Annotated in this window: 17 protein-coding genes; 4 read left to right on the forward strand and 13 right to left on the reverse strand. The window is 56.2% G+C overall.

What is annotated here, in order from left to right; all coding sequences use genetic code 11:
• Window positions 1-78: 78 nt before the first annotated feature.
• The 13 genes from QFX16_RS29230 to QFX16_RS29290 all read right to left on the reverse strand — a co-directional run bounded on the left by QFX16_RS29230 (window position 79) and on the right by QFX16_RS29290 (window position 15274).
• Window positions 79-2109: a pyridoxamine 5'-phosphate oxidase family protein gene (locus tag QFX16_RS29230; protein WP_283182299.1), complete on the reverse strand. Its 2031-nt coding sequence runs from the start codon at window positions 2107-2109 to the stop codon at window positions 79-81.
• A gap of 63 nt (window positions 2110-2172) precedes the next feature.
• Window positions 2173-2799, reverse strand: a complete 627-nt coding sequence (locus tag QFX16_RS29235) for a glutathione S-transferase family protein (RefSeq protein WP_283182300.1) — start codon at window positions 2797-2799, stop codon at window positions 2173-2175.
• Between the two features lie 130 nt (window positions 2800-2929).
• Window positions 2930-3832 carry a LysR family transcriptional regulator gene (locus QFX16_RS29240; RefSeq protein WP_283182301.1) on the reverse strand — a complete coding sequence of 301 codons (903 nt, stop codon included), beginning with the start codon at window positions 3830-3832 and terminating at the stop codon, window positions 2930-2932.
• A gap of 372 nt (window positions 3833-4204) precedes the next feature.
• Entirely contained in the window at window positions 4205-4558 is a 354-nt protein-coding gene (locus QFX16_RS29245) for an antitoxin Xre/MbcA/ParS toxin-binding domain-containing protein (protein ID WP_283182302.1), read from the reverse strand.
• Window positions 4559-4748: 190 nt separating this feature from the next.
• Window positions 4749-5099, reverse strand: coding sequence for a copper-binding protein (locus QFX16_RS29250; protein ID WP_283182303.1), 351 nt, complete (start codon window positions 5097-5099; stop codon window positions 4749-4751).
• Window positions 5096-8254, reverse strand: coding sequence for an efflux RND transporter permease subunit (locus QFX16_RS29255; protein ID WP_283182304.1), 3159 nt, complete (start codon window positions 8252-8254; stop codon window positions 5096-5098). The genes QFX16_RS29250 and QFX16_RS29255 overlap by 4 nt, the downstream gene beginning before the upstream one ends.
• Window positions 8251-9735 (reverse strand): efflux RND transporter periplasmic adaptor subunit, encoded by a 1485-nt coding sequence (locus QFX16_RS29260; RefSeq protein ID WP_283182305.1) that lies wholly within the window; start codon window positions 9733-9735, stop codon window positions 8251-8253. Before QFX16_RS29260 ends, QFX16_RS29255 begins: the two co-directional genes overlap by 4 nt.
• The gene (locus QFX16_RS29265) at window positions 9732-10988 is read right to left on the reverse strand and encodes a TolC family protein (protein WP_283182306.1); all 1257 of its coding nucleotides are present in this window, start codon (window positions 10986-10988) and stop codon (window positions 9732-9734) included. The genes QFX16_RS29260 and QFX16_RS29265 overlap by 4 nt, the downstream gene beginning before the upstream one ends.
• A 99-nt stretch (window positions 10989-11087) precedes the next feature.
• Window positions 11088-11429: a hypothetical protein gene (locus QFX16_RS29270; protein ID WP_283182307.1), complete on the reverse strand. Its 342-nt coding sequence runs from the start codon at window positions 11427-11429 to the stop codon at window positions 11088-11090.
• 74 nt (window positions 11430-11503) lie between these two features.
• A complete protein-coding gene (gene copD, locus QFX16_RS29275; protein WP_283182308.1) occupies window positions 11504-12442 on the reverse strand; it encodes a copper homeostasis membrane protein CopD in 939 nt (312 codons plus the stop codon).
• Window positions 12443-12445: 3 nt separating this feature from the next.
• Entirely contained in the window at window positions 12446-12829 is a 384-nt protein-coding gene (copC, locus tag QFX16_RS29280; RefSeq protein ID WP_019821291.1) for a copper homeostasis periplasmic binding protein CopC, read from the reverse strand.
• A gap of 370 nt (window positions 12830-13199) precedes the next feature.
• The gene (locus QFX16_RS29285; protein WP_283182309.1) at window positions 13200-14588 is read right to left on the reverse strand and encodes a heavy metal sensor histidine kinase; all 1389 of its coding nucleotides are present in this window, start codon (window positions 14586-14588) and stop codon (window positions 13200-13202) included.
• Window positions 14585-15274: a heavy metal response regulator transcription factor gene (locus tag QFX16_RS29290; protein WP_024078225.1), complete on the reverse strand. Its 690-nt coding sequence runs from the start codon at window positions 15272-15274 to the stop codon at window positions 14585-14587. The genes QFX16_RS29285 and QFX16_RS29290 overlap by 4 nt, the downstream gene beginning before the upstream one ends.
• Before the next feature lie 205 nt (window positions 15275-15479).
• Here QFX16_RS29290 and QFX16_RS29295 point away from each other — a divergent pair, with 205 nt between their 5' ends.
• The 4 genes from QFX16_RS29295 to QFX16_RS29310 all read left to right on the forward strand — a co-directional run bounded on the left by QFX16_RS29295 (window position 15480) and on the right by QFX16_RS29310 (window position 19237).
• The gene (locus tag QFX16_RS29295) at window positions 15480-15833 is read left to right on the forward strand and encodes a co-regulatory protein PtrA N-terminal domain-containing protein (RefSeq protein WP_283182310.1); all 354 of its coding nucleotides are present in this window, start codon (window positions 15480-15482) and stop codon (window positions 15831-15833) included.
• 162 nt (window positions 15834-15995) lie between these two features.
• Window positions 15996-16532: a cupredoxin domain-containing protein gene (locus QFX16_RS29300; RefSeq protein ID WP_283182311.1), complete on the forward strand. Its 537-nt coding sequence runs from the start codon at window positions 15996-15998 to the stop codon at window positions 16530-16532.
• A gap of 93 nt (window positions 16533-16625) precedes the next feature.
• Complete coding sequence (locus QFX16_RS29305) at window positions 16626-16877, forward strand: DUF2933 domain-containing protein (RefSeq protein ID WP_102595275.1); 252 nt, start codon at window positions 16626-16628, stop codon at window positions 16875-16877.
• A 2-nt stretch (window positions 16878-16879) separates the two neighbouring features.
• Window positions 16880-19237 (forward strand): heavy metal translocating P-type ATPase, encoded by a 2358-nt coding sequence (locus QFX16_RS29310; protein WP_283182312.1) that lies wholly within the window; start codon window positions 16880-16882, stop codon window positions 19235-19237.
• Window positions 19238-19292: the final 55 nt, after the last annotated feature.

Consider the following 19292-nt stretch of genomic DNA (forward strand, 5'->3'; position numbering starts at 1 on the left):
GACCGCTGTGTCTGATCTTACGACTGCTGCGCCCGAGCGCGGACCGAGCCGAACGCAGCCTCGCAGGCTCGGCAGCTGCTACAAGTCGAGGACCAAAGGCTGCGACCCCTGCGCCGGAATCGCACAGCAAATCAGCACCTGTCCGTCATCCGGCACTTCGGCCGGCGGCTGTGGATAATTCACCAGACCGCTGATCAGGCGAGTCTTGCAGGTCCCGCAGGAACCGCCGCGGCAACTAAATTCCGGGCGCAACCCACGGCTTTCCGCCAACTCCAGCAAACTGCCACCGTCCGGTTGCCAACGGGCCTCTTTTGCCGAGCGCTGAAACACCACCGGTACCGAGGTCGTAGCAGCGGGTGGTTGCTCGATGATCACCGCATCGGGGTCCGGCACCCGGCGTAAAGTCGAGGGGCCGAAGGTTTCGGCGTGAATCCTTGCATCGCGGATGTCCATTTCCCGCAGGCTGTCATACAGCCCTTGGGTAAAACTGCTTGGACCACAGAGGACGAAATCCAGCTGATCGTAGTCCTCCACTGCAAGGAGGGTCTTGAGCAGCGCGGTGTCGATCCGCCCGGTCAGGTCGAAGTCTTCACCCTCTCGGGCCTCTGCCTCCGGCTGGCTTAGCAGGCGCAATACCCTGACCGCATCACCCGCCTCATCGAGCAAGCGATCCAGCTCAGGCCGAAACACTTGATCGGCCAGCGTGCGCGAACTCTGGAAGAACCAGGTCGGCCGGATGCGGCGGGTGCGCAGGCCTTGGTAAACCACTTCGCGCAGCATCGACAGCAGCGGCGTGATGCCGACACCGGCAGCCAGAAGCACCAGCGGCCGACGTTCATTAGGTGCCACGGTGAAATGTCCTTGAGGCGCACGGGCCTCCAACAGATCACCGACGCGCACCTGTTCATGCAAGTGCGAAGACACCAAGCCTTCACGCTTCACGCTGATGCGGAAAAAGTCATCGGACGGCGCGCTCGACAGGCTATACGTGCGGATATGCACCTCGCCGGCTATGTTGAAGCGCAACGGCAAATGCTGCCCGGCCTGAAACACTGGCAACCCCGCGCCATCGGCAGGCTCCAGATAGATCGAGCGGATGTTGTGGCTTTCGTCTTTGATGCGCGCCACCCGCAGCGGCCGCCAACGATCGCCCATGGCCTGGGCTTGCAGACGGGCGTTGGCCTGCGCCCAGGTGCCGGTCAGCAAACTGGTGGGTGACACGCCGTCGAAGCGCCACCGCAGAGCAAGCGCGGCGGGCCGACGCACCACGCTTTCGACCTCGACTGTCCACAAGCGCTCGGCCCCTTGAAACGCCTCGACCTGCGGGCCTTCAAGAATGACTTCGGTGCGACCGCTGAGGTGCAGCAGGTCTCCCGAACTGAAATCGATAAACAGCAAACCGGCCCGGGGATTGAGCAGCAGGTTGCCCAAGGTGTTGAAAAACAGGTTGCCGGCGAAATCCGGAATGGTCAGGCGATTGCCTTCTACCTGTACGAAACCGGCCTGGCCACCGCGGTGAGAAACGTCCACCGAACGTTGACCATCGACATCCACGTAGCTGGCGACAAAGAGCGTATCGGCTCCCGCGATCAGGTTTTTGGCCGCGTCATCCAGCCCGTTGAGGTGTTGCGCGATGCGAGTCGACGGATCCGCCAACGGCACCGAGCGAAACTGCCGCAATTGAATGTACTGCGGGCAATTGCCGAAGGACTGCTCCACCGTCACATCGAAGCCGCTTGCCGTCATCGCGCCGACTCGGCCGTTGAGGCGGTTGCGGCGACGGGTGTGCAGTTCGATCCCCAGCAGGCCGATCGCCGCGCCCTCGGTCAATTGCGCAGGATCATCCGCGCCCGGCAGGCTACAAAATTGCAATGTGCCCGGCTCGGGCGAGTGAGCGAAGCCCGGTGGCCCTTCAAGAATACTGGCCCAGGGATTACCGTCGGCATCCACCGCGCCGTACAGCATGAACGGCAGTTGCTCATAGAACGTGCGGTGCTGATCCGGCATCTCACTGCGAATCACCTTACGACCGAGCACCTCCATTCGTTCGGCAATGCCCACATGAGCCTGCAATTGTTTCTCGCCGGCGTGCCAGGGTGAACGGTCCATAACGGCTTCTCCCCTGCGCCATCGGCGCAGTGTGAACGACCCGACAGTGTCGGGCCGTAAGCATCAGGCGGTTTTTTGCAAACCGGCAACGGTGCGCGGCATGCCGACAAACCCTGGCAAGGCTTCGATCCGCGCCAGCCAGGCGCGGATGTTGGCGTAGTCCTCCAAGGACACGTTGCCTTCTGGCGCATGGGCGATGTAGCTGTAGGCCGAAACGTCAGCAATGGTTGGCTCGGCGCCAGCCAGATACGGCGTTGCTGCCAGTTCCTGATCGATCACTTTGAGCACGGTGTGGGAATAAGCGACCACCTCTTCAGCGTTGTAAGGCGCACCAAACACCGTGATCAGCCTCGCTCTGGCGGGACCAAAGGCAATCGGCCCAGCGGCAATCGACAACCAACGCTGAACCTTCGCCGCGCCGACCGGATCGGCTGGCAACCAGCGGCCATTGCCATATTTCTGTGCCAGGTAGACCAGGATCGCATTGGAGTCAGCCAACACCACGCCTTGATCATCGATGACCGGCACCTGACCAAACGCATTGAGCGCGAGGAAATCCGGCTGTTTGTGCGCGCCCTTGACAAGATCGACAAAGATCAGCTCGGTCGGTAGTTGCAGCAGAGACAGCATCAGCTCTACACGGTGAGCGTGGCCGGAACGAGGGAAGTTGTAGAATTTGATGGCTTGCATGGTCGACTCCGCTGGGTGGTGGCGCTGTTGGACAGTGTTCAGCACCGATGGGGAGCTATCTTCCACCCGCAACCAAAACAACAGAATAACCAGCCAACGCAATCCATTATTTCACCCAGCGAAATAACCCTCACGCCTGCAAGGACGGGTGATCACGTAGCGCGCTCGCCGCAAAATCCACAAAACTGCGGATCCGCGCAGGGGCCTTGCGCCCCCCCTGATAGACCACATGGATAGGCAAGGGCGGCAGTTCGAAGTCAGCCAGAACGATTTCCAGCTCACCGGAGGCGACTTTGCTCGCGACCTGATAAGACAGAACCCGGGTCAGTCCCAAACCCAGGCATGCCGCCGTAATGGCCGCCTGATTGGCCGTCACCACCAGGCGCGGCGCTGGTCGAACACTCAGCGGCTCGCCCCCTTCGAGGAACGGCCAGGTTCTCGACTGACCGATAGAGGACGTCGCAATAACCGGCGCCTGAGCCAGATCCTGAGGATGTCGAGGTCGACCATGGGCCGTCAGGAATTCCGGCGAGCCGCATACCACACGCCGAACCTCACCCACGCGAATCGCGTGCTGATTACTGTCGGGCAACTCACCGATCCGCACGGCGACATCGATGCCCTCCTCGACCATGCTGACCACTCGATCGACCAGCAACCCATTGATGCTGACTTCTGGAAATTGCGTCAGATAATTCACCATCACTGGCGTGACAAACAGCTCACCAAACAACACCGGCGCAGTAATCGTCAATTGCCCACGCGGTTGGGTGTGGCTGCCCGCCGCCGAGTCCTCGGCTTCCTGCACCTCGGCGAGAATCCTCCGACAGTCTTCCAGGTAACGCTGACCCGCCTCGCTCAAATGCACACTGCGGGTAGTGCGCGTCAGCAGCAACGTACCGATGCGTTTCTCCAGCGCCGCCACTGCGCGGGTGACGCTGGCGGCCGACAGGCCCAAACGCCGCGCCGCCGCCGAGAAGCCTTGGTCTTGGGCGACGGCAGCGAAGACCTGCATTTCCTGGAATCGGTCCATGGGCGTGTCCTCAATTCAGATAAAAAAAATCGCAACCGTTGGCTGCGATTTTTAATGTTGGTGCCCAACAACATAGCTTGACACACGAACATCAATAAAATCAGTCATTTATAGGGCCTTTAGCGCTCCCCAGATGACACATAACTTGACACAACCCATGGTGATATTCGAATGACGGGATGAGTTTATAACAACATAGATTGACACTACCCGCAGGAGCCAATTTAAAGTCGAGACTGGTGCCGAACATAATATTTTGACACCAGCGGCTCATTGAATTCAGGGGGTAAGCGGCTTAACGGAGCACGCTAGCTGAATGAATAGTTGCGGTCGCGTACCCGCTTGTGATGGTTCTACTTAGCTGCAGTTGGATCAAAATGACATGCCCTCAGCTACCTGAATCAGCATTTCTTCGACCCGATGTGTGCCGTGGGTTGTAGTCAGCATTGCAGTTGGACTTTTGCCCGAAAAACGGGATTTGGGTTTGGAAAGCCATTGTTTGGCCTTCCCTGCTTCCCCGAAGATCACCTCGGCCATGGCGGTAATGTGTGCAAAGCGGAACAGTCGATCGCTCTCATCCCCCGTTAAGAGCTGATTGCTGACCAGTTTTATTTTGAGCGTTTTGAGTGGAATGATTCTGTCGCGCTCTTCCGGACTTATGGTTCCAACGTCGCAAAGCGACATGATCATGCTGGCCGAGAGTAACGCGAGTTGGTGACTTTCCATTGGATGGAATCACCATCCAACCTAGTCCGAACCTCGACTGCTAGCGACTCAAAACCGCTGTAGACGAAAGGCCGTAGTCGGCTAAGCAGCCAGTCAAGTACATCACAGGTGTACCGTTTTTTCTGACCTGCGGATTTAGTGATAATGGCCGGCACGACAAAGCGTGCCGGCCAACTTCACTACTGCTGTTTCACTTTTTAATAGACACAATAGTGGCTTTGCCGCCCTCTAGCCGAAAGGAAAACGATACGCGGTCTCCGATCGACAGCCCTGTCAGTTGATCTTCCGTAACGGAAAAAGCCATGGTCATTGGCGGCCATTGCACAGCTGGAACAGCGCCGTGAGCGATGGTCACCGTATGCTTCGTAGTATCGATAGACTTGATCGTTCCGTCGGCGTTGGCGACTGGAGCCTGCTTTGTTTCCTGCTTCATCTGCATGCCCTCCATACCGTCCATTTTCATGCCCGGCATGTCCTCTGCCAGGACGGAAAGAGACAGCGCAAATACGGTGCTTGCAACTGCAATCAGGGTCATTTTCATACAACTTTTCCTTGAGGATTGGTGGATACAACCTGGAGGTGCCGGCGACGCATCAGGCGATAGGCTGCCGGAATGACAAACAGAGAAAGTAAGGGTGCCGTGACCATGCCGCCGACCATGGGCGCAGCGATGCGGCTCATTACTTCGCTGCCGGTACCACTACCCAACAGGATAGGTAACAGGCCAGCAATGATGACCGCCACGGTCATCGCCTTGGGTCGCACGCGCTGCACCGCGCCTTCACGAATCGCCGCCACCAGCCCATGCTCGGTGTTGTCGCCGAGGTCTTCACGTTCGGTCCAGGCGTTCTTCAGGTAAAGCAGCATGATCACGCCGAACTCGGCAGAAACCCCGGCCAGTGCGATAAAGCCGACACCGGTGGCGACCGACAGGTTGAACCCCAACAGGTAGAGGAACCATGCCCCGCCAGTCAGCGCGAATGGCAGAGTGGCCATGATCAGCAGGGCCTCATCGAAGCGGGCGAAAGTCAGATAGAGCAGCACGAAGATGATCAACAGAGTGGCAGGTACCACCAGTTTGAGCCGTGCGTTGGCCCTTTCGAGAAATTCGAACTGTCCTGAGTAGCTCAGACTCATGCCGGGCTGCAATTTGACCTGCTCGTTGACTACCCGGCGTAGATCGGCGACCACGGAAGCAATGTCCCGACCACGCACATCGATGTACACCCAGCCAGAAGGCCGTGCGTTCTCGCTCTTGAGCATCGGCGGACCGTCACTGACCTTGACCTTCGCCACAGTGCCGAGGGTGATCTGGCTCCCTAGCGGGGTGTAGATCGGCAATTGCTCCAGGGCGCCGAGCGAGTCACGCCACTCCCGAGGGTAACGTACGTTGATCGGGAAACGTGCGAGCCCTTCAATGGTCTCCCCGACGTTCTCACCGCCGATAGCACCGGCCACGATGGATTGCACATCGGCGATATTCAGTCCATATCGGGCGGCGGCTTTGCGGTCGATATCCACGTCGATATAGCGGCCACCGGTCAGTCGCTCGGCCAGAGCCGAACTGACACCGGGTACGCCCTTGGCCACTCGCTCGACCGCCTGAGTCGCGGCATCAATCTCCGTCAGGTTGGTGCCAGCAACTTTCACCCCAATAGGACTCTTGATCCCCGTAGCCAGCATGTCGATTCGGTTGCGAATCGGTGGTATCCAGATATTGGTCAGCCCAGGAACTCGCACCACTCGATCCAGCTCTTCCACCAGTTTTTCCTGAGTCATGCCTGGGCGCCATTGCTCCTGTGGCTTGAACTGGATCGTGGTTTCGAACATCTCCAACGGCGCCGGGTCGGTGGCAGTTTCAGCACGACCGGCTTTACCAAAGACATGTTCGACCTCCGGCACGGTCTTGATCAGGCGGTCGGTCTGTTGCAGCAGTTGCGCCGCTTTCTGCGCCGACAATCCCGGCAGAGCCGAAGGCATATAGAGCAGGTCGCCCTCGTCCAAAGGTGGAAGAAACTCGCCACCCAAGCGCGACATTGGCCATAGTGCGCTGATAAAAACCAGCAACGCGACCAGCAGCGTGATCTTCGGTCGTCGCAAGACTGCATCCAGAGCCGGCTGGTAGATCCGGATCAGCCAGCGGTTCAACGGGTTCTGTTGTTCACTGGGAATTCGTCCCCGAATCCAGTAGCCCATCAACACCGGCACCAAGGTCACTGACAATCCCGCCGCTGCGGCCATGGCGTAGGTCTTGGTGAAAGCCAGCGGGCCGAATAGCCGGCCCTCTTGCGCTTGCAGGGTGAACACCGGAATGAACGATAGGGTAATGATCAACAAACAGAAGAACAGTGCTGGTCCTACCTCCGCTGCCGCTTCAGTCATCACGTGCCAATGACGTTCACCTTTCAGTTCCTCCCCAGGATTGGCCACGTGCCAGGCCTCAACCTTCTTGTGCGCGTTTTCAATCATCACCACGGCAGCGTCGACCATGGCACCGATGGCGATGGCAATTCCGCCCAGGGACATGATGTTGGCGTTGATCCCTTGATAGCGCATCACGATGAAGGCGATCAGCACCCCCACCGGCAGGGAGATGATTGCCACCAGAGATGAACGCAGGTGCCAGAGGAAGATGCCGCACACCAACGCGACGACGATGAACTCTTCGAGCAGTTTGTGGCTGAGATTTTCCACCGCGCGGTCGATTAGTTTGCTGCGGTCGTAGGTGGTGACGATTTCCACCCCCGCCGGCAAGCTGCTTTTCAACTCGTCGAGTTTGGTCTTGACCGCCGCAATGGTTTCGCGAGCGTTCTTGCCGCTGCGCAGAATTACCACGCCGCCAACAGTCTCGCCTTCGCCGTCGAGTTCGGTGATGCCACGCCGCATTTCCGGACCCAACTGGATCGCGGCAACATCGCCAAGGGTCACCGGCACACCGCCCGAACCCAGCTTGAGTGGGATCGCCCGAAAGTCATTGAGCGTCTTCAAGTAGCCGGAGGCCCGCACAATGAACTCGGTCTCTGCCATCTCCAGGACGGCGCCACCGGTTTCCTGATTAGCCTTGCCGATCGCTTCCGTCACCTCGGCCTGGGTGATACCGAGGCTGGCCAATTTGAGCGGATCAAGCTGCACTTGGTACTGCTTGACCATCCCTCCCACCGTAGCCACCTCGGCAACGTTGGGCAGAGTCTTGAGTTCGAACTTGAGGAACCAGTCCTGAAGTGCACGAAGTTGCGCCAGATCGTGTCCGCCACTGCGATCTACCAGCGCATATTGGAAGATCCAGCCAACGCCTGTCGCATCCGGCCCCAACGCTGGTTTGGCGCTGGCCGGCAAGCGACTTTGTATTTGGCTCAGGTACTCCAACACCCGCGAGCGAGCCCAATACAAGTCAGTGCCGTCTTCGAACAGCACGTAAACGAAGCTGTCACCAAAGAAGGAGTAGCCGCGCACGGTCTTGGCGCCAGGCACCGAAAGCATGGTGGTCGCCAATGGATAGGTCACTTGGTTCTCGACGATCTGCGGTGCCTGTCCCGGATACGGGGTGCGGATGATCACCTGAACATCGGAGAGATCAGGTAGCGCATCGATGGGCGTGCTCTGCACCGACCAGATGCCCCAAACCGTGACGAACAGTGTCGCCAGTAGCACCAGGAATCGGTTGGCCACCGACCAACGAATCAGGGCAGCAATCATGGCTGGCCCCCCGATTTGGCCAGGCGCTCGACACGCAAGCCATCGTCGGTCTGGCTCACTGCAATCCGGACCTTGTCGCCCGTTTTGAGGCCCTGCATCAGAGCCGGATTGGCGAGCGGGAAAGTCATCGTCATGCCAGGCATGCCCAGCGTTTTGAAGGGGCCATGGGCGAGTGTGACTTCTTTGTCGTTGATCTCAACGATCTGCCCATCCGCCTCATGAAAACTGGAGGCTGCTGCGTTGGTGGGTGACTGTTCCTCTAAGCTTGCAACGATGCCCTTAAGACTGGCCTCCGAGTCGAGCAGGAACTGGCCAGAGGTAACCACCTTCTGGCCCTCTTCCAGACCTTTCAATATCGCCGTCTTGCCATCGTTTTCCTGCCCGATCAACACTTCAACAGGACGATAGCGGCCAGCGTCTTCAGCGAGCATCACCAGGGCACGTCGACCGGTGCGAATGACGGCCTCGCTCGGCACCCACAACACGTTTTCCTCCGTTGAACGATTGAGGCTCACTCGTGCGGTCATACCCGGCCTGAGTCGGCCTTCTGGGTTGGGCAACTCGACGCGGACGCGAAGTGTGCGGCTATCCGGATTGGTTTCCGGAAGAATCGCGCTGACTACGCCCTTGAGCACAACCCCAGGGAACGCGGGTAAACGCGCCTCTGCCGCTTGCCCCATGAGGATCGATCCAGATTCAGTCTCGGGAACGGCCAGGGCCAGCCAGACGCTACTCAAACCATTAACGCGTGCCAGTGTCTCGCCGGCGGCCACCGTCATACCCTCGCGCACATTGAGCTCTTGCAGCACACCACTAATAGGGCTGGTGAGGGTCAGGTTTGGTTGGACTTTGCCACTGCGCTCTACTTGAGCAATTGATGCCGCCGGCATCCCGGTGAGCCGCAAGCGCTGGCGAGCCGCTGCCAGCAAGCCCGCATCGCCACTGCGCCTGAGTGCGAGGAACTCTTCCTGAGCGGCAGCCCACTCAGGTACAAGAATATCCGCCAAGGCGGCATTGGCTTTGATCACGTCGCCAGGAGCACGGGCATACACGCGCTCGACGAAACCCGCCGTACGGGCTTGGATTACGGCGACGTCCCGCTCGTTGAAGGTCAACACACCGACCACGTCCAGACTCGAAGCAAACACACCTCGACTGACGGTAGCCAGTCGCACACCGAGATTCTGAGTCAGGCTTGGATCAATGCGAACGGCTGCGCTGTCCCCTTTGATGTCGGCGTACTGAGGGACCAACTGCATGTCCATGTAGGGCGACTTACCCGGCTTATCGAACTTTTGCTGCGGGGACATAGGGTCGTACCAATACAGCACTTTGCGTTCGTCCAGAGAGGGGAGGCTCTGCTCCGGGGCTGCACCAGGTACTTCGCTCATTCCCTGCAGAGCGAACCAGTAACCACCGGTGACACCCAATACCAGCGAGAGGCCTACCAACAATGCCCCGTTCCACTTTTTAAGGTTCATTGGCTGGACTCCCCGTAAGCGAAATGCAGACGCGCACTGGTCAGCGCTCGCTGCTCTTCCACGTCGATCTGTTTGAGGCGGGCTTCGATGAGCTCGCGCCGAGCGGCCACGACGGAGCTCAAATCGCCTTTGCCGGCGCGGTAGCTGGCCATACTGAGCTCGACCTTTTCCTTGGCCAAGGGCAACAGACTGTCCTGGGTTCGATGTACGGCACGATTCAAGCGTTCATAGTCGGCCAGCTCGTCCTCCAGTTGCTGGGTGTGCTCGCGTGAAAGGGCTTCACGCTCAGCCTCAAGCTGGTTGAGTTCAGCGTGCTTGGCCGCAATTTTTGGGTTTTGCCGAGAGTCAGGAAACAGCGGTAGATCCCATGAAAATTGCACGCTGACCATGTCGCCGAACTGTCGGCCGCGATTCTGATAGTCGACTTCCCAGCTCCAATCCGACTGTTTTTCCGCTTCGGCTTCACGGACCTTCGCTTGCGCTTCGCGGGTCATTGGCGCAAACGCTGCCAATTCTGGGTGATGTTGCAGCTTATGAGAGTAGCCAGAGGCTTCGACAGGCCATTCAGGCAAGCTGCCCACAGGTTTGTCGTTGGCGGCCGGGCCAATCCAGCGCTTCAGGGCCGCTCGGGCCTGCGCTCTCTGGCGAATCAGATCGTCCTGCTGCTCTTCCAGTTGTGCCGCTTCCTGTTTGGGCGTTACTGCATCAGCAGGTTGAGCGCGGCCGCCGGCAATTTGTGCACGGACGGTATCAGCCAGCAGACGGTTTTCTTTGTAGAAGTCCTGAAAGAGCGCGTCTTTACGCTCAACGGAGTAGCTGTTGATCCAGGCCAACGCCGTGGCCTGACGAACCTTTAGACGTTCGACCCGGCGCTCAGCGGCGGCGCGGTCAATGGCCGCATCAGCGACCTCGATTCGGGCTTTGCGCTTGGCGCTGTTGGGCATCTCCTGACTGACTCCGACCATTCGCATAGTCATGAAGTCCTGGTCGATGCTCCAGCGATCCGGCCCCCCAATGGGGTAGTTCTGTACGCCTAGCAGCAACTTGGGATCGGGTAGTTCACCAGCGGGGATGGCCGCACTACTGGCGGCCTGAATTTTCGCGTCTTGTGCAGTCAGCGACGGCGCATTGTTTTCAGCCAGCTGCAAAGCTTCATCGAGTGTCAATGCAGCAGCGAGACTCGGCAATGCTAGTACGCTTGCCGCCAGGCCGGCCACGAGGGACCACCCTGTGCAATAGCACTTGGAGTTCATGTTCACGATTCCTGTAATGATCCACTGCGCGCGTCATAAGACATGCACGCAGATATGCCATCCCGCTAACGCGGAATGAGGCTCAGTGTGGTACAGGAATCAAGTGCGGGGCGGTCGCCATACCCCTGATGGGGTTTGTACTGGATGCGAATCTAGGGAGAAGGACAGTATGAGGGGGCTGGATAAGGTGATAGGAGGCTTGATGATCGAGACTTGCAGCATGCCACCAGTCTTGCACTCCTGGCCTGACTTACAGGGTTTGCCGTGCTCGGTGGGACTTTCCATGTCATGGCAGCAGTCTTGACCCATGCCGTCCATCATCGCCATGCCCATGGTTTTCATGGGGCAGGGCTCAGTCGGCGCCTGAACACCCGCCATCCCGCTGAGGGGGAGCGCCAGGCTAATCAGGAAAATCAGGCAAAACCGTAGGTAGCGTTTCATGGGCTGGAGTGTAGCCGGTGGAAATGGCCCTTACAATTCACCTTCTAGACTCCTTAGTCGGCTGTCACCAACCTCTATCCCGCGCTCATTTCCATTTCCGGACTTAAAGTGCCTAACCATGCGACAAGACAAATTATGATGACTGCCATTAAAAATTCGAGTGTCATGCTGCGGCGCAAGGCATTGACCGCGGCAGAGTATTCTCCATTTCGAACTGACCGCTCCAATACCGGACTTAGGTGAAAGCGGTTCAGCGTGGCTAACACGATCATCCCGGCAAAGAGCAGGATCTTCAAAAACAGCAGTACACCGTACGTACTGAGCATCACTTCATCGAGATTTGGACCGATGACAAACAGATAATTCACTACGCCTGTGATGCTTATGATCACTACGATCACAGCGCCGGCCGATTCAAAACCAGTTAGCACCCGTGCAAGAATTCGAGCTTCTTGTTCGCCCTTTAGCGATTTCAACCGCAGCAGTAGAGCGAATGCCAGTAGAGCCCCCAACCAGCCACCTGCGGCTAAAAGATGGAATATATCGGCGATGAAATGCCAGTAGCGTCGGCTGCCTTCATCCATGGCACCGTGCCCTGTCCAAGCCAACGTCGCCAACGCAATCGCTCCGCATACGGTGACGATCCAGAGACTGGGTGTCGGAAATCGCTTATTCAGTGCGACGCCAATAATTGCCATCACCAAGGCAGCTATTCGGACCATCCAGGTCAACCCGACGTCAGTCCCCATGAGGACCATTTCAAAAATATGGTGATGTAGCTCCATAAGCTCCGACACACCGCTCATTGCTTTCGCAAGCAACAACATGGCGACAAGGGATAGAGCTACACCTGCAACAGAAGTACCGTAAAGAAGCGACTCAAAATTCAAGACCGTGCCCGATACTCTTTCCTTTCCCCTGAGGCTGTACAAGCCGAAAATTGCCAATCCGAATAACAACATCAGGTCGAAATAGAGAGCAAAGCGAACCACAATATTTATTGAGTCGCTCATAAATCATTTCACTTTAAATGAGAAGTTGCCGGTGATCGGGTGAGTGTCCGAGGAGACAGCACGCCATTCGACTTTGTAGGTACCGGTGGTCAAAGGTGCTGCCGGTGTAATCACCATCGTTTTCGGATCACCGCCACCAGCGACGGCGGCCTTAACACCCATTGGGGAGTTCGGCATGCCAGGCATATCGGTCATGATCAGTTTTGCACCGGAAAACTGAGTGGTGAGATTCTCAGAAAAGTGCAGTTCAATTTTCGAAGGGGCCGCCGCATTCGAGCCTTCTGCCGGAGTGGAAGAAAGGAGCTTTGGATGTGCTTGAGCAACTGCACTCAGAAGCAAACCGGCGGTAAGTGCAACAGCTACGGTCGTAGTTTTAAGGAATGACATGCAAGACTCCTCACAGCAAGAGCTGTTGATTCGAGGTTTGTTTGGGAATTTCTAGTTTTTACTTTTCGATTCTTGTTAAAACCACTGATGATTAGCTAGTAGCCTCCGTGTTCTAGGGCAGGTTGAACACGAAAAACTCACTAGACCCCAACGTCACAGTGCAAGAACACGATGCCACACGAACGCAAACTGTTCGATTACATTTCAGTCAGCTTGACGCGGGTGTTTGGCCTCGAATTGGCGGGCGTAGCTAGACATAAAGACCAGACCGCGTGTCCGCGATACTAGGGTTCTCACTCATTCAAAAATAACAAAAGTGGACGCTGAGCGCTGGCTGAGAAATCGCCGTTGATCACAAATGCGCCGTTGCTCAGCTGACCGTCAAGTCAACACGAGGAAACTCTAGATGAAAGGCCGTTTTCCCGTCACATGACGTACACCAGATCTTGCCATCATGCGCTTCAATAATTGATCGAGTAATCGACAGACCTAGCCCTGCGTTGCTTGGACTCCCTTCTCGCCGCGCTGGGTCTACGCGATAAAAACGATCGAAAAGCTTTTCAAGATGTTCGGGGGCAATGGGTTCTCCGTGGTTCTCCACGACGACCAATACCGACATCTCCTTCTGGAGGATTTCGACACTGATCGTCTTCCCTTCAGAGGTGTAGCGAAGCGCGTTAGAGAGCAGATTAGAAATGGCTCTGTGGAGCATAAGGACATCGCCTCGGACGCTGCCCCTTCCTGAAACCGTGAGTTCAATCCCTCGCTCATCAGCCAACAGACGGTAGTATTCGAGCAGTTTTTCTACGACTTCCACGAGATCTATTGGTTTGTTCTCGTGTGTGATCAGACCATTGTCAGATTTGGCCAAAAAAAGCATGTCATCAATCATCCGACTCATACGCTTCAAGTCATCAAGATTTGAATACAGATTGTCTTCGTAGTCTTCAATATTCCTTTTTCTTGAAAGCACCACTTCCGTGTGGGTCATCAAATTGCTGACAGGGGTCCGTAGCTCGTGGGCAATGTCTGCGGAAAAGTTCGATAAACGGACAAATGCATCGTCCAGCCTGGACAACATTGCGTTAAAAGAAAGCACCATTTGCTGAAGCTCTTTGGGAACGGGTGCTAAGGGGATGCGATCTTTGAGTGATTTTGCTGACATTGACGCAGCGACCCGCGTGACCTGGTGAATAGGCCGCATGCCACTGCTTGCTACCATCCAGCCGAGTGCAGCGCTGACCAACGCGCTGATCACTAATCCTATCCAAAACCATCGTTCAAGCGTTTCGAAAAAGGACATATGCTGAGTAACATCAAAGATCAAAATAACGGTCAACGGTTTTTCTTGTCCCGTCACAACGGCTTGTGCCGTCACGCCACGGAACATCTGCCCTTGCTCCCGCCACTCCCAGACGGTGTTGTTTGTGGTTGTGCGGAACTCCTTCGGAATATCTACCGGACCGGGATCAGCAAACAATAGCTTGCCGTCACCATCGATTATCAGGGCAGTCAAATCAAGGTGAGCACCGAGCAGCGCTTCCAGTTCAGGCTTAAAATCGCTGAATTGATCGATGCTGTTCAACCCGGACAAAATTCTCTGGGTCGAGTGGAGCTTTTCGTTCAATGCCTGCTGATCCAGCATCTTAAAGTGATGCCGGCTGAGGTTATTGAAACTGAGTCCGGCGACCGTGAGCACGGCCGTTACCGCGAGCATGAACATCAGACTCATGCGGGTCGTCAGGGACATTCGGTTCATTCCGACTCCGAATCAGGCGCGTCGAGCATGTAACCCATCCCCCTGGAGGTATGTATCAACTTGACCTCGAAGTCGTCATCTATCTTGGCCCTCAACCTTCTCACTGCAACCTCGATAACGTTGGTATCGCTGTCGAAGTTCATATCCCAAACCTGGGAGGCGATAAGTGACTTTGGCAGCACCTCCCCTCGACGTCGTAGCAACAGCTCAAGCAACGCAAACTCTTTGGCCGTAAGGTCTATGCGCTTACCTCCACGAATTGCCCGACGCTTGAGCAGGTCCACCTCCAGATCAGCCAATTTCATGTAGGTTTGCGAGGGAGCGCCGTTACCCCGACGCAGCAACGTTCTGACACGGGCCAGCAATTCAGAAAATGCGAAGGGTTTAATCAGGTAATCATCTGCTCCGAGTTCAAGTCCTTTTACTCGGTCCTCAACACGGTCTCGCGCCGTGAGAAAGAGCACGGGAACGTCTTTCCCGGATGCACGAACCTTCTGAAGCACTTCCCAACCATCCAGCCCGGGCATCATGACGTCGAGAATCAGCAGGTCATAGGCCTCGCTCAAAGCGTGCTGAAGCGCCACTTTGCCATTGGTAAAGCGATCCACATTGAACCCCGCCTCCGTGAGTCCTTGCTGCAAATAGATACCTATTTTGGGTTCGTCTTCAGCAACCAGAAGTCTCATGAGGGTGGCTCTCGGATAATGATGAAGCGCAGTCTGCAACGAAACACGCCAGCCAACCAGCAACTGACAGAAAAGTAATATTGGCTTCAGGTAGATGTCAGCGAGCGCTGTCTAGGGTTCAAGCATGAGTACTTCCTGGTGCTCGACCGACTCTTCAGCATGAAACGTTTGGGAGCCGGAAAACAATTCCATAAGGAGTTGCCCCATGAATCGCCTGAAAATGCTGTTTTTTGTGAGCTCGATACTCGTCTCAGCTTCTGTATGGGCTGAAAGTGGCGGAGACCGGGTGATAGAGCGTATGGAAAGCCTGCGCGACAGGGCTGAAGCCGTACTGATTCAAGCTGAAAAAGCCCCTGAAGGACAGCGTCATGTCCACATGGCCGAGCATATGAAGATGCTCGGCGACATCATGAGCCAACTCCATAAAGATCATCCAGACGCATCAATGCCACCTCAGCAGCACCTCGCCTGGATGGAAAAGCACGACAAAATCGTCGATGACGTTTTGAGCCAAATGCAGCGCGAGCACAAATTGATGCTTTCAGAGTGCCATCAGTAATAAGTGCTCGACGCATTTCTTGGTTAGAGCTGATTAACACGGCGTCACCTGAACGCCGTGTTTTTTTTGAAAACTGACAGAAATGTAGTGTTCAGGTCAGTTAACTGGCAGCTCCGTGTCTTTAGCATAGCCAGTGCTCCCACTGTTACTCTCGAGGTCACTATGAAAGCTAAGCTCGTTTCCCCTGTCATCGCAGCAATCACTCTACTCTTCGGTGCTACGGCTATGGCCAGCGCAGGGCATGGAAAAGAGGACATCGGCCAGCCTGGAGTCGCCTCTGAGGTTACCCGTACGGTGGACGTCGAGATGGGCGATGTTTTCTTCAAACCTGAAAGCATCGACGTAAAGCCTGGTGAAACTATTCGATTTGTACTTCGCAATGAGGGTTCGCTGCTGCACGAGTTCAACATCGGCAAAGCCGCTGCTCATGCAGCACACCAAAAAGAAATGGCAAGCATGTTCCAGAACGGGACGCTTAACCCCACCGGTACCGGGAAAACGATGAGCGGTATGGGCCACAGCATGGGTGGAATGAAGATGGTCGCAATGGAGCACAACGACCCGAACAGCGTCCTGATTGAGCCTGGCGCAACCCAGGAGCTGATCTGGACCTTCAACAACAGCACAGGCCTTCAGTTTGCCTGCAACGTGCCGGGGCATTACCAGTCAGGGATGGTTGGTCCGTTTGACCTGAAGTAAGCCGGAGCTGGCTGCTAACAACGCTTCGACGCACGAGTTGGCTACGCTCTGTCGCAGAGATCACAGCAACGCTCACACAGTGGGGTTTAGATCATGAATAACCATCAGCATCCGGATGGAAACACCACCGCACCATTTTGGAGGCGCAAAACAGGCGTTGTACTAATCATGCTCATTGCGATTGGTGCCTTCTACGTGTTGCGGGAGCATTTCAGCCACGTTTATCCATTTTGGCCTTATCTGATTCTGTTGATCTGTCCATTGATGCATTTTTTTGGACATGGACATGGCGGACATAGCCATGGCGATCAGGCAGCAACCCACAAGGACGAAAAAGGGAAATAGCCATGCCTACCATATCGAGCCACCACGACCACAGTCACGCCCATAGTGCTCCGCTCAATGACGATGATCTACGTGACCCGGTGTGCGCAATGGCAGTCACTTCATCAAGTAAGTTTGGTGAGTCTTATCAGGGACAGACATATCAATTTTGTAGCCTGAAATGCCAGGAGAAGTTTCGAGCTGATCCTGAACGCTACAGCGGTAATGTTTCGAGCGCCGAGTCCCGCGTCAGCACTCCAGAGTCTGCGGTACAGACAGGCACTGAGTTTACCTGTCCGATGCACCCGGAAATACGCCAGCCCGGACCCGGCAACTGCCCTAAATGTGGCATGACATTAGAGCCGGTCATGCCCACGCTCGATGAAGAAGAAAATCCTGAACTCCGGGATTTCGCCCGCCGCTTTTGGTGGTCGCTGCCATTAACCGTGATAGTGACAGTGCTCGCCATGGCGGGGCACTCGTTACAACTCCTCCATGGCTCGATCCAAAACTGGATCGAGCTCGCTCTGGCGACACCGGTGACCTTATGGGCAGGTTGGCCCTTTTTTGTAAGGGGCATAGCCTCTATTAGAAATCGCAGTCCAAACATGTGGACTCTGATCGGTTTGGGTACCGCCGCAGCCTACCTTTACAGCGTCATGGCAACGCTCTTACCCCAAAGCTTTCCCGCCACCTTCATGCAAGATGGACGTATCAGCGTCTACTTCGAAGCCGCCGCGGTCATCATCTCGCTCACCTTGCTTGGGCAGATTCTTGAGCTCAAAGCCCGATCGCAAACCTCCGCCGCCATTAAGTCCCTTCTCGGTCTATCGCCCAAGACCGCACGCCGGATCAATGCCGATGGACAGGAAGAAGACATTCCTCTCACCCATGTCCACCTTGGAGACCATCTGCGGGTCAGGCCTGGTGAAAAGGTGCCAGTTGATGGTTCAGTACTGGAGGGCGAAAGTGCGGTGGATGAGTCCATGCTCACTGGCGAGCCAGTGCCGGTAATGAAGAGAGCTGGAGATAGCCTGATCGGTGCCACGCTGAATACACATGGCAGCTTGGTAATGGAGGCGCAGAAGGTCGGCGCTGAGACCATGCTGTCACAAATCGTACAGATGGTCGCTCGGGCTCAGCGCTCCAAAGCACCCATGCAACGAATGGCCGACTCTATTGCTGGCTACTTTGTGATGGGTGTTATCGCGATTGCGATACTGACATTTGTCGGCTGGGGGCTTTTTGGCCCTGAGCCCAGTTGGGTGTTTGGTCTGATCAACGCTGTCGCCGTGCTGATCATCGCTTGTCCCTGTGCGTTGGGTCTTGCTACGCCCATGTCGATCATGGTTTCGACAGGTAAAGCAGCCAGCATGGGTGTGCTGTTCAGGGATGCCAGTGCCATCGAAAACCTTTGCAAGATCGACACGCTGATTGTCGATAAGACAGGCACCCTGACAGAGGGACGGCCAGTGTTTCACAGCGTGGAGGCCACACCCAGTTTCAATCCCCACGATGTTCTTCATCTGGCTGCCAGCCTTGATCAGGGCAGCGAACATCCCTTGGCTCATGCAATCGTCGATCACGCCCGAACCGAGAACATTAAGCTCACCAAGCCAGAATCCTTTGAGTCTGGTTCAGGTATCGGGGTCAGTGGCATCGTTGATGGCAAGAAGATCCAGCTGGGGAACACCGCGTTGATGGAAGCCGCAGGCGTGAACACCAAGCCCCTACAAGAGCGTGCAGAGTTGTTGCGACTTGACGGCATCAGCATCATCTACCTCGCAGTCGACGGGGTATTGGCAGGGTTGTTGGCAGTATCAGATCCAATTAAGCCGACCTCCAAAGAAGCAGTCACCAAGCTCAAGGCTGATGACATCAAAATCATCATGGCTACTGGCGACGGGCTCACCACCGCTCGGGCTGTCGCCAGGGAGATGGGGATTGAAGAAGTCCACGGTGAAGTAAAACCTCAGGACAAGGAACGTCTGGTCGCAGACCTCCAGCAATACGGCCGGAGGGTCGCCATGGCTGGCGACGGTATCAACGACGCACCGGCCTTGGCGCGAGCAGATGTGGGCATCGCCATGGGGACAGGGACTGACGTTGCGATGAATAGCGCGCAACTCACGCTGGTAAAAGGCGACTTGATGGGGATTTTACGAGCACGGGCTCTTTCGGTTGCAACGGTAAAAAACATGCGGCAAAACTTGGGTTTCGCCTTTCTTTATAACGCGATGGGTATCCCCCTAGCCGCAGGCCTTCTCTATCCACTGACGGGACACCTCCTGTCGCCAATGATCGCGGCCATAGCCATGAGCGTCAGTTCTGCATCTGTAGTTTTCAATGCGTTGAGACTTAGGAATACCCGAATTGACTGAGCTTAACTGATGCTCGCAGCCCGATACTGATAACTCTTGACCTTGCCGTCGTGTC

It is taken from the genome of Pseudomonas svalbardensis (assembly GCF_030053115.1).
In the GTDB taxonomy this organism is placed as follows: Bacteria; Pseudomonadota; Gammaproteobacteria; order Pseudomonadales; family Pseudomonadaceae; genus Aquipseudomonas; species Aquipseudomonas svalbardensis.

Bases quoted from the DNA above. Each gene is read 5' to 3' on its own strand.
- QFX16_RS29230 (WP_283182299.1), bottom strand. From the start codon at position 2,109: ATGGACCGTTCACCCTGGCACGCCGGCGAGAAACAATTGCAGGCTCAT.
- QFX16_RS29235 (WP_283182300.1), bottom strand. From the start codon at position 2,799: ATGCAAGCCATCAAATTCTACAACTTCCCTCGTTCCGGCCACGCTCAC.
- QFX16_RS29240 (WP_283182301.1), bottom strand. From the start codon at position 3,832: ATGGACCGATTCCAGGAAATGCAGGTCTTCGCTGCCGTCGCCCAAGAC.
- QFX16_RS29245 (WP_283182302.1), bottom strand. From the start codon at position 4,558: ATGGAAAGTCACCAACTCGCGTTACTCTCGGCCAGCATGATCATGTCG.
- QFX16_RS29250 (WP_283182303.1), bottom strand. From the start codon at position 5,099: ATGAAAATGACCCTGATTGCAGTTGCAAGCACCGTATTTGCGCTGTCT.
- QFX16_RS29255 (WP_283182304.1), bottom strand. From the start codon at position 8,254: ATGATTGCTGCCCTGATTCGTTGGTCGGTGGCCAACCGATTCCTGGTG.
- QFX16_RS29260 (WP_283182305.1), bottom strand. From the start codon at position 9,735: ATGAACCTTAAAAAGTGGAACGGGGCATTGTTGGTAGGCCTCTCGCTG.
- QFX16_RS29265 (WP_283182306.1), bottom strand. From the start codon at position 10,988: ATGAACTCCAAGTGCTATTGCACAGGGTGGTCCCTCGTGGCCGGCCTG.
- QFX16_RS29270 (WP_283182307.1), bottom strand. From the start codon at position 11,429: ATGAAACGCTACCTACGGTTTTGCCTGATTTTCCTGATTAGCCTGGCG.
- copD (WP_283182308.1), bottom strand. From the start codon at position 12,442: ATGAGCGACTCAATAAATATTGTGGTTCGCTTTGCTCTCTATTTCGAC.
- copC (WP_019821291.1), bottom strand. From the start codon at position 12,829: ATGTCATTCCTTAAAACTACGACCGTAGCTGTTGCACTTACCGCCGGT.
- QFX16_RS29285 (WP_283182309.1), bottom strand. From the start codon at position 14,588: ATGAACCGAATGTCCCTGACGACCCGCATGAGTCTGATGTTCATGCTC.
- QFX16_RS29290 (WP_024078225.1), bottom strand. From the start codon at position 15,274: ATGAGACTTCTGGTTGCTGAAGACGAACCCAAAATAGGTATCTATTTG.
- QFX16_RS29295 (WP_283182310.1), top strand. From the start codon at position 15,480: ATGAATCGCCTGAAAATGCTGTTTTTTGTGAGCTCGATACTCGTCTCA.
- QFX16_RS29300 (WP_283182311.1), top strand. From the start codon at position 15,996: ATGAAAGCTAAGCTCGTTTCCCCTGTCATCGCAGCAATCACTCTACTC.
- QFX16_RS29305 (WP_102595275.1), top strand. From the start codon at position 16,626: ATGAATAACCATCAGCATCCGGATGGAAACACCACCGCACCATTTTGG.
- QFX16_RS29310 (WP_283182312.1), top strand. From the start codon at position 16,880: ATGCCTACCATATCGAGCCACCACGACCACAGTCACGCCCATAGTGCT.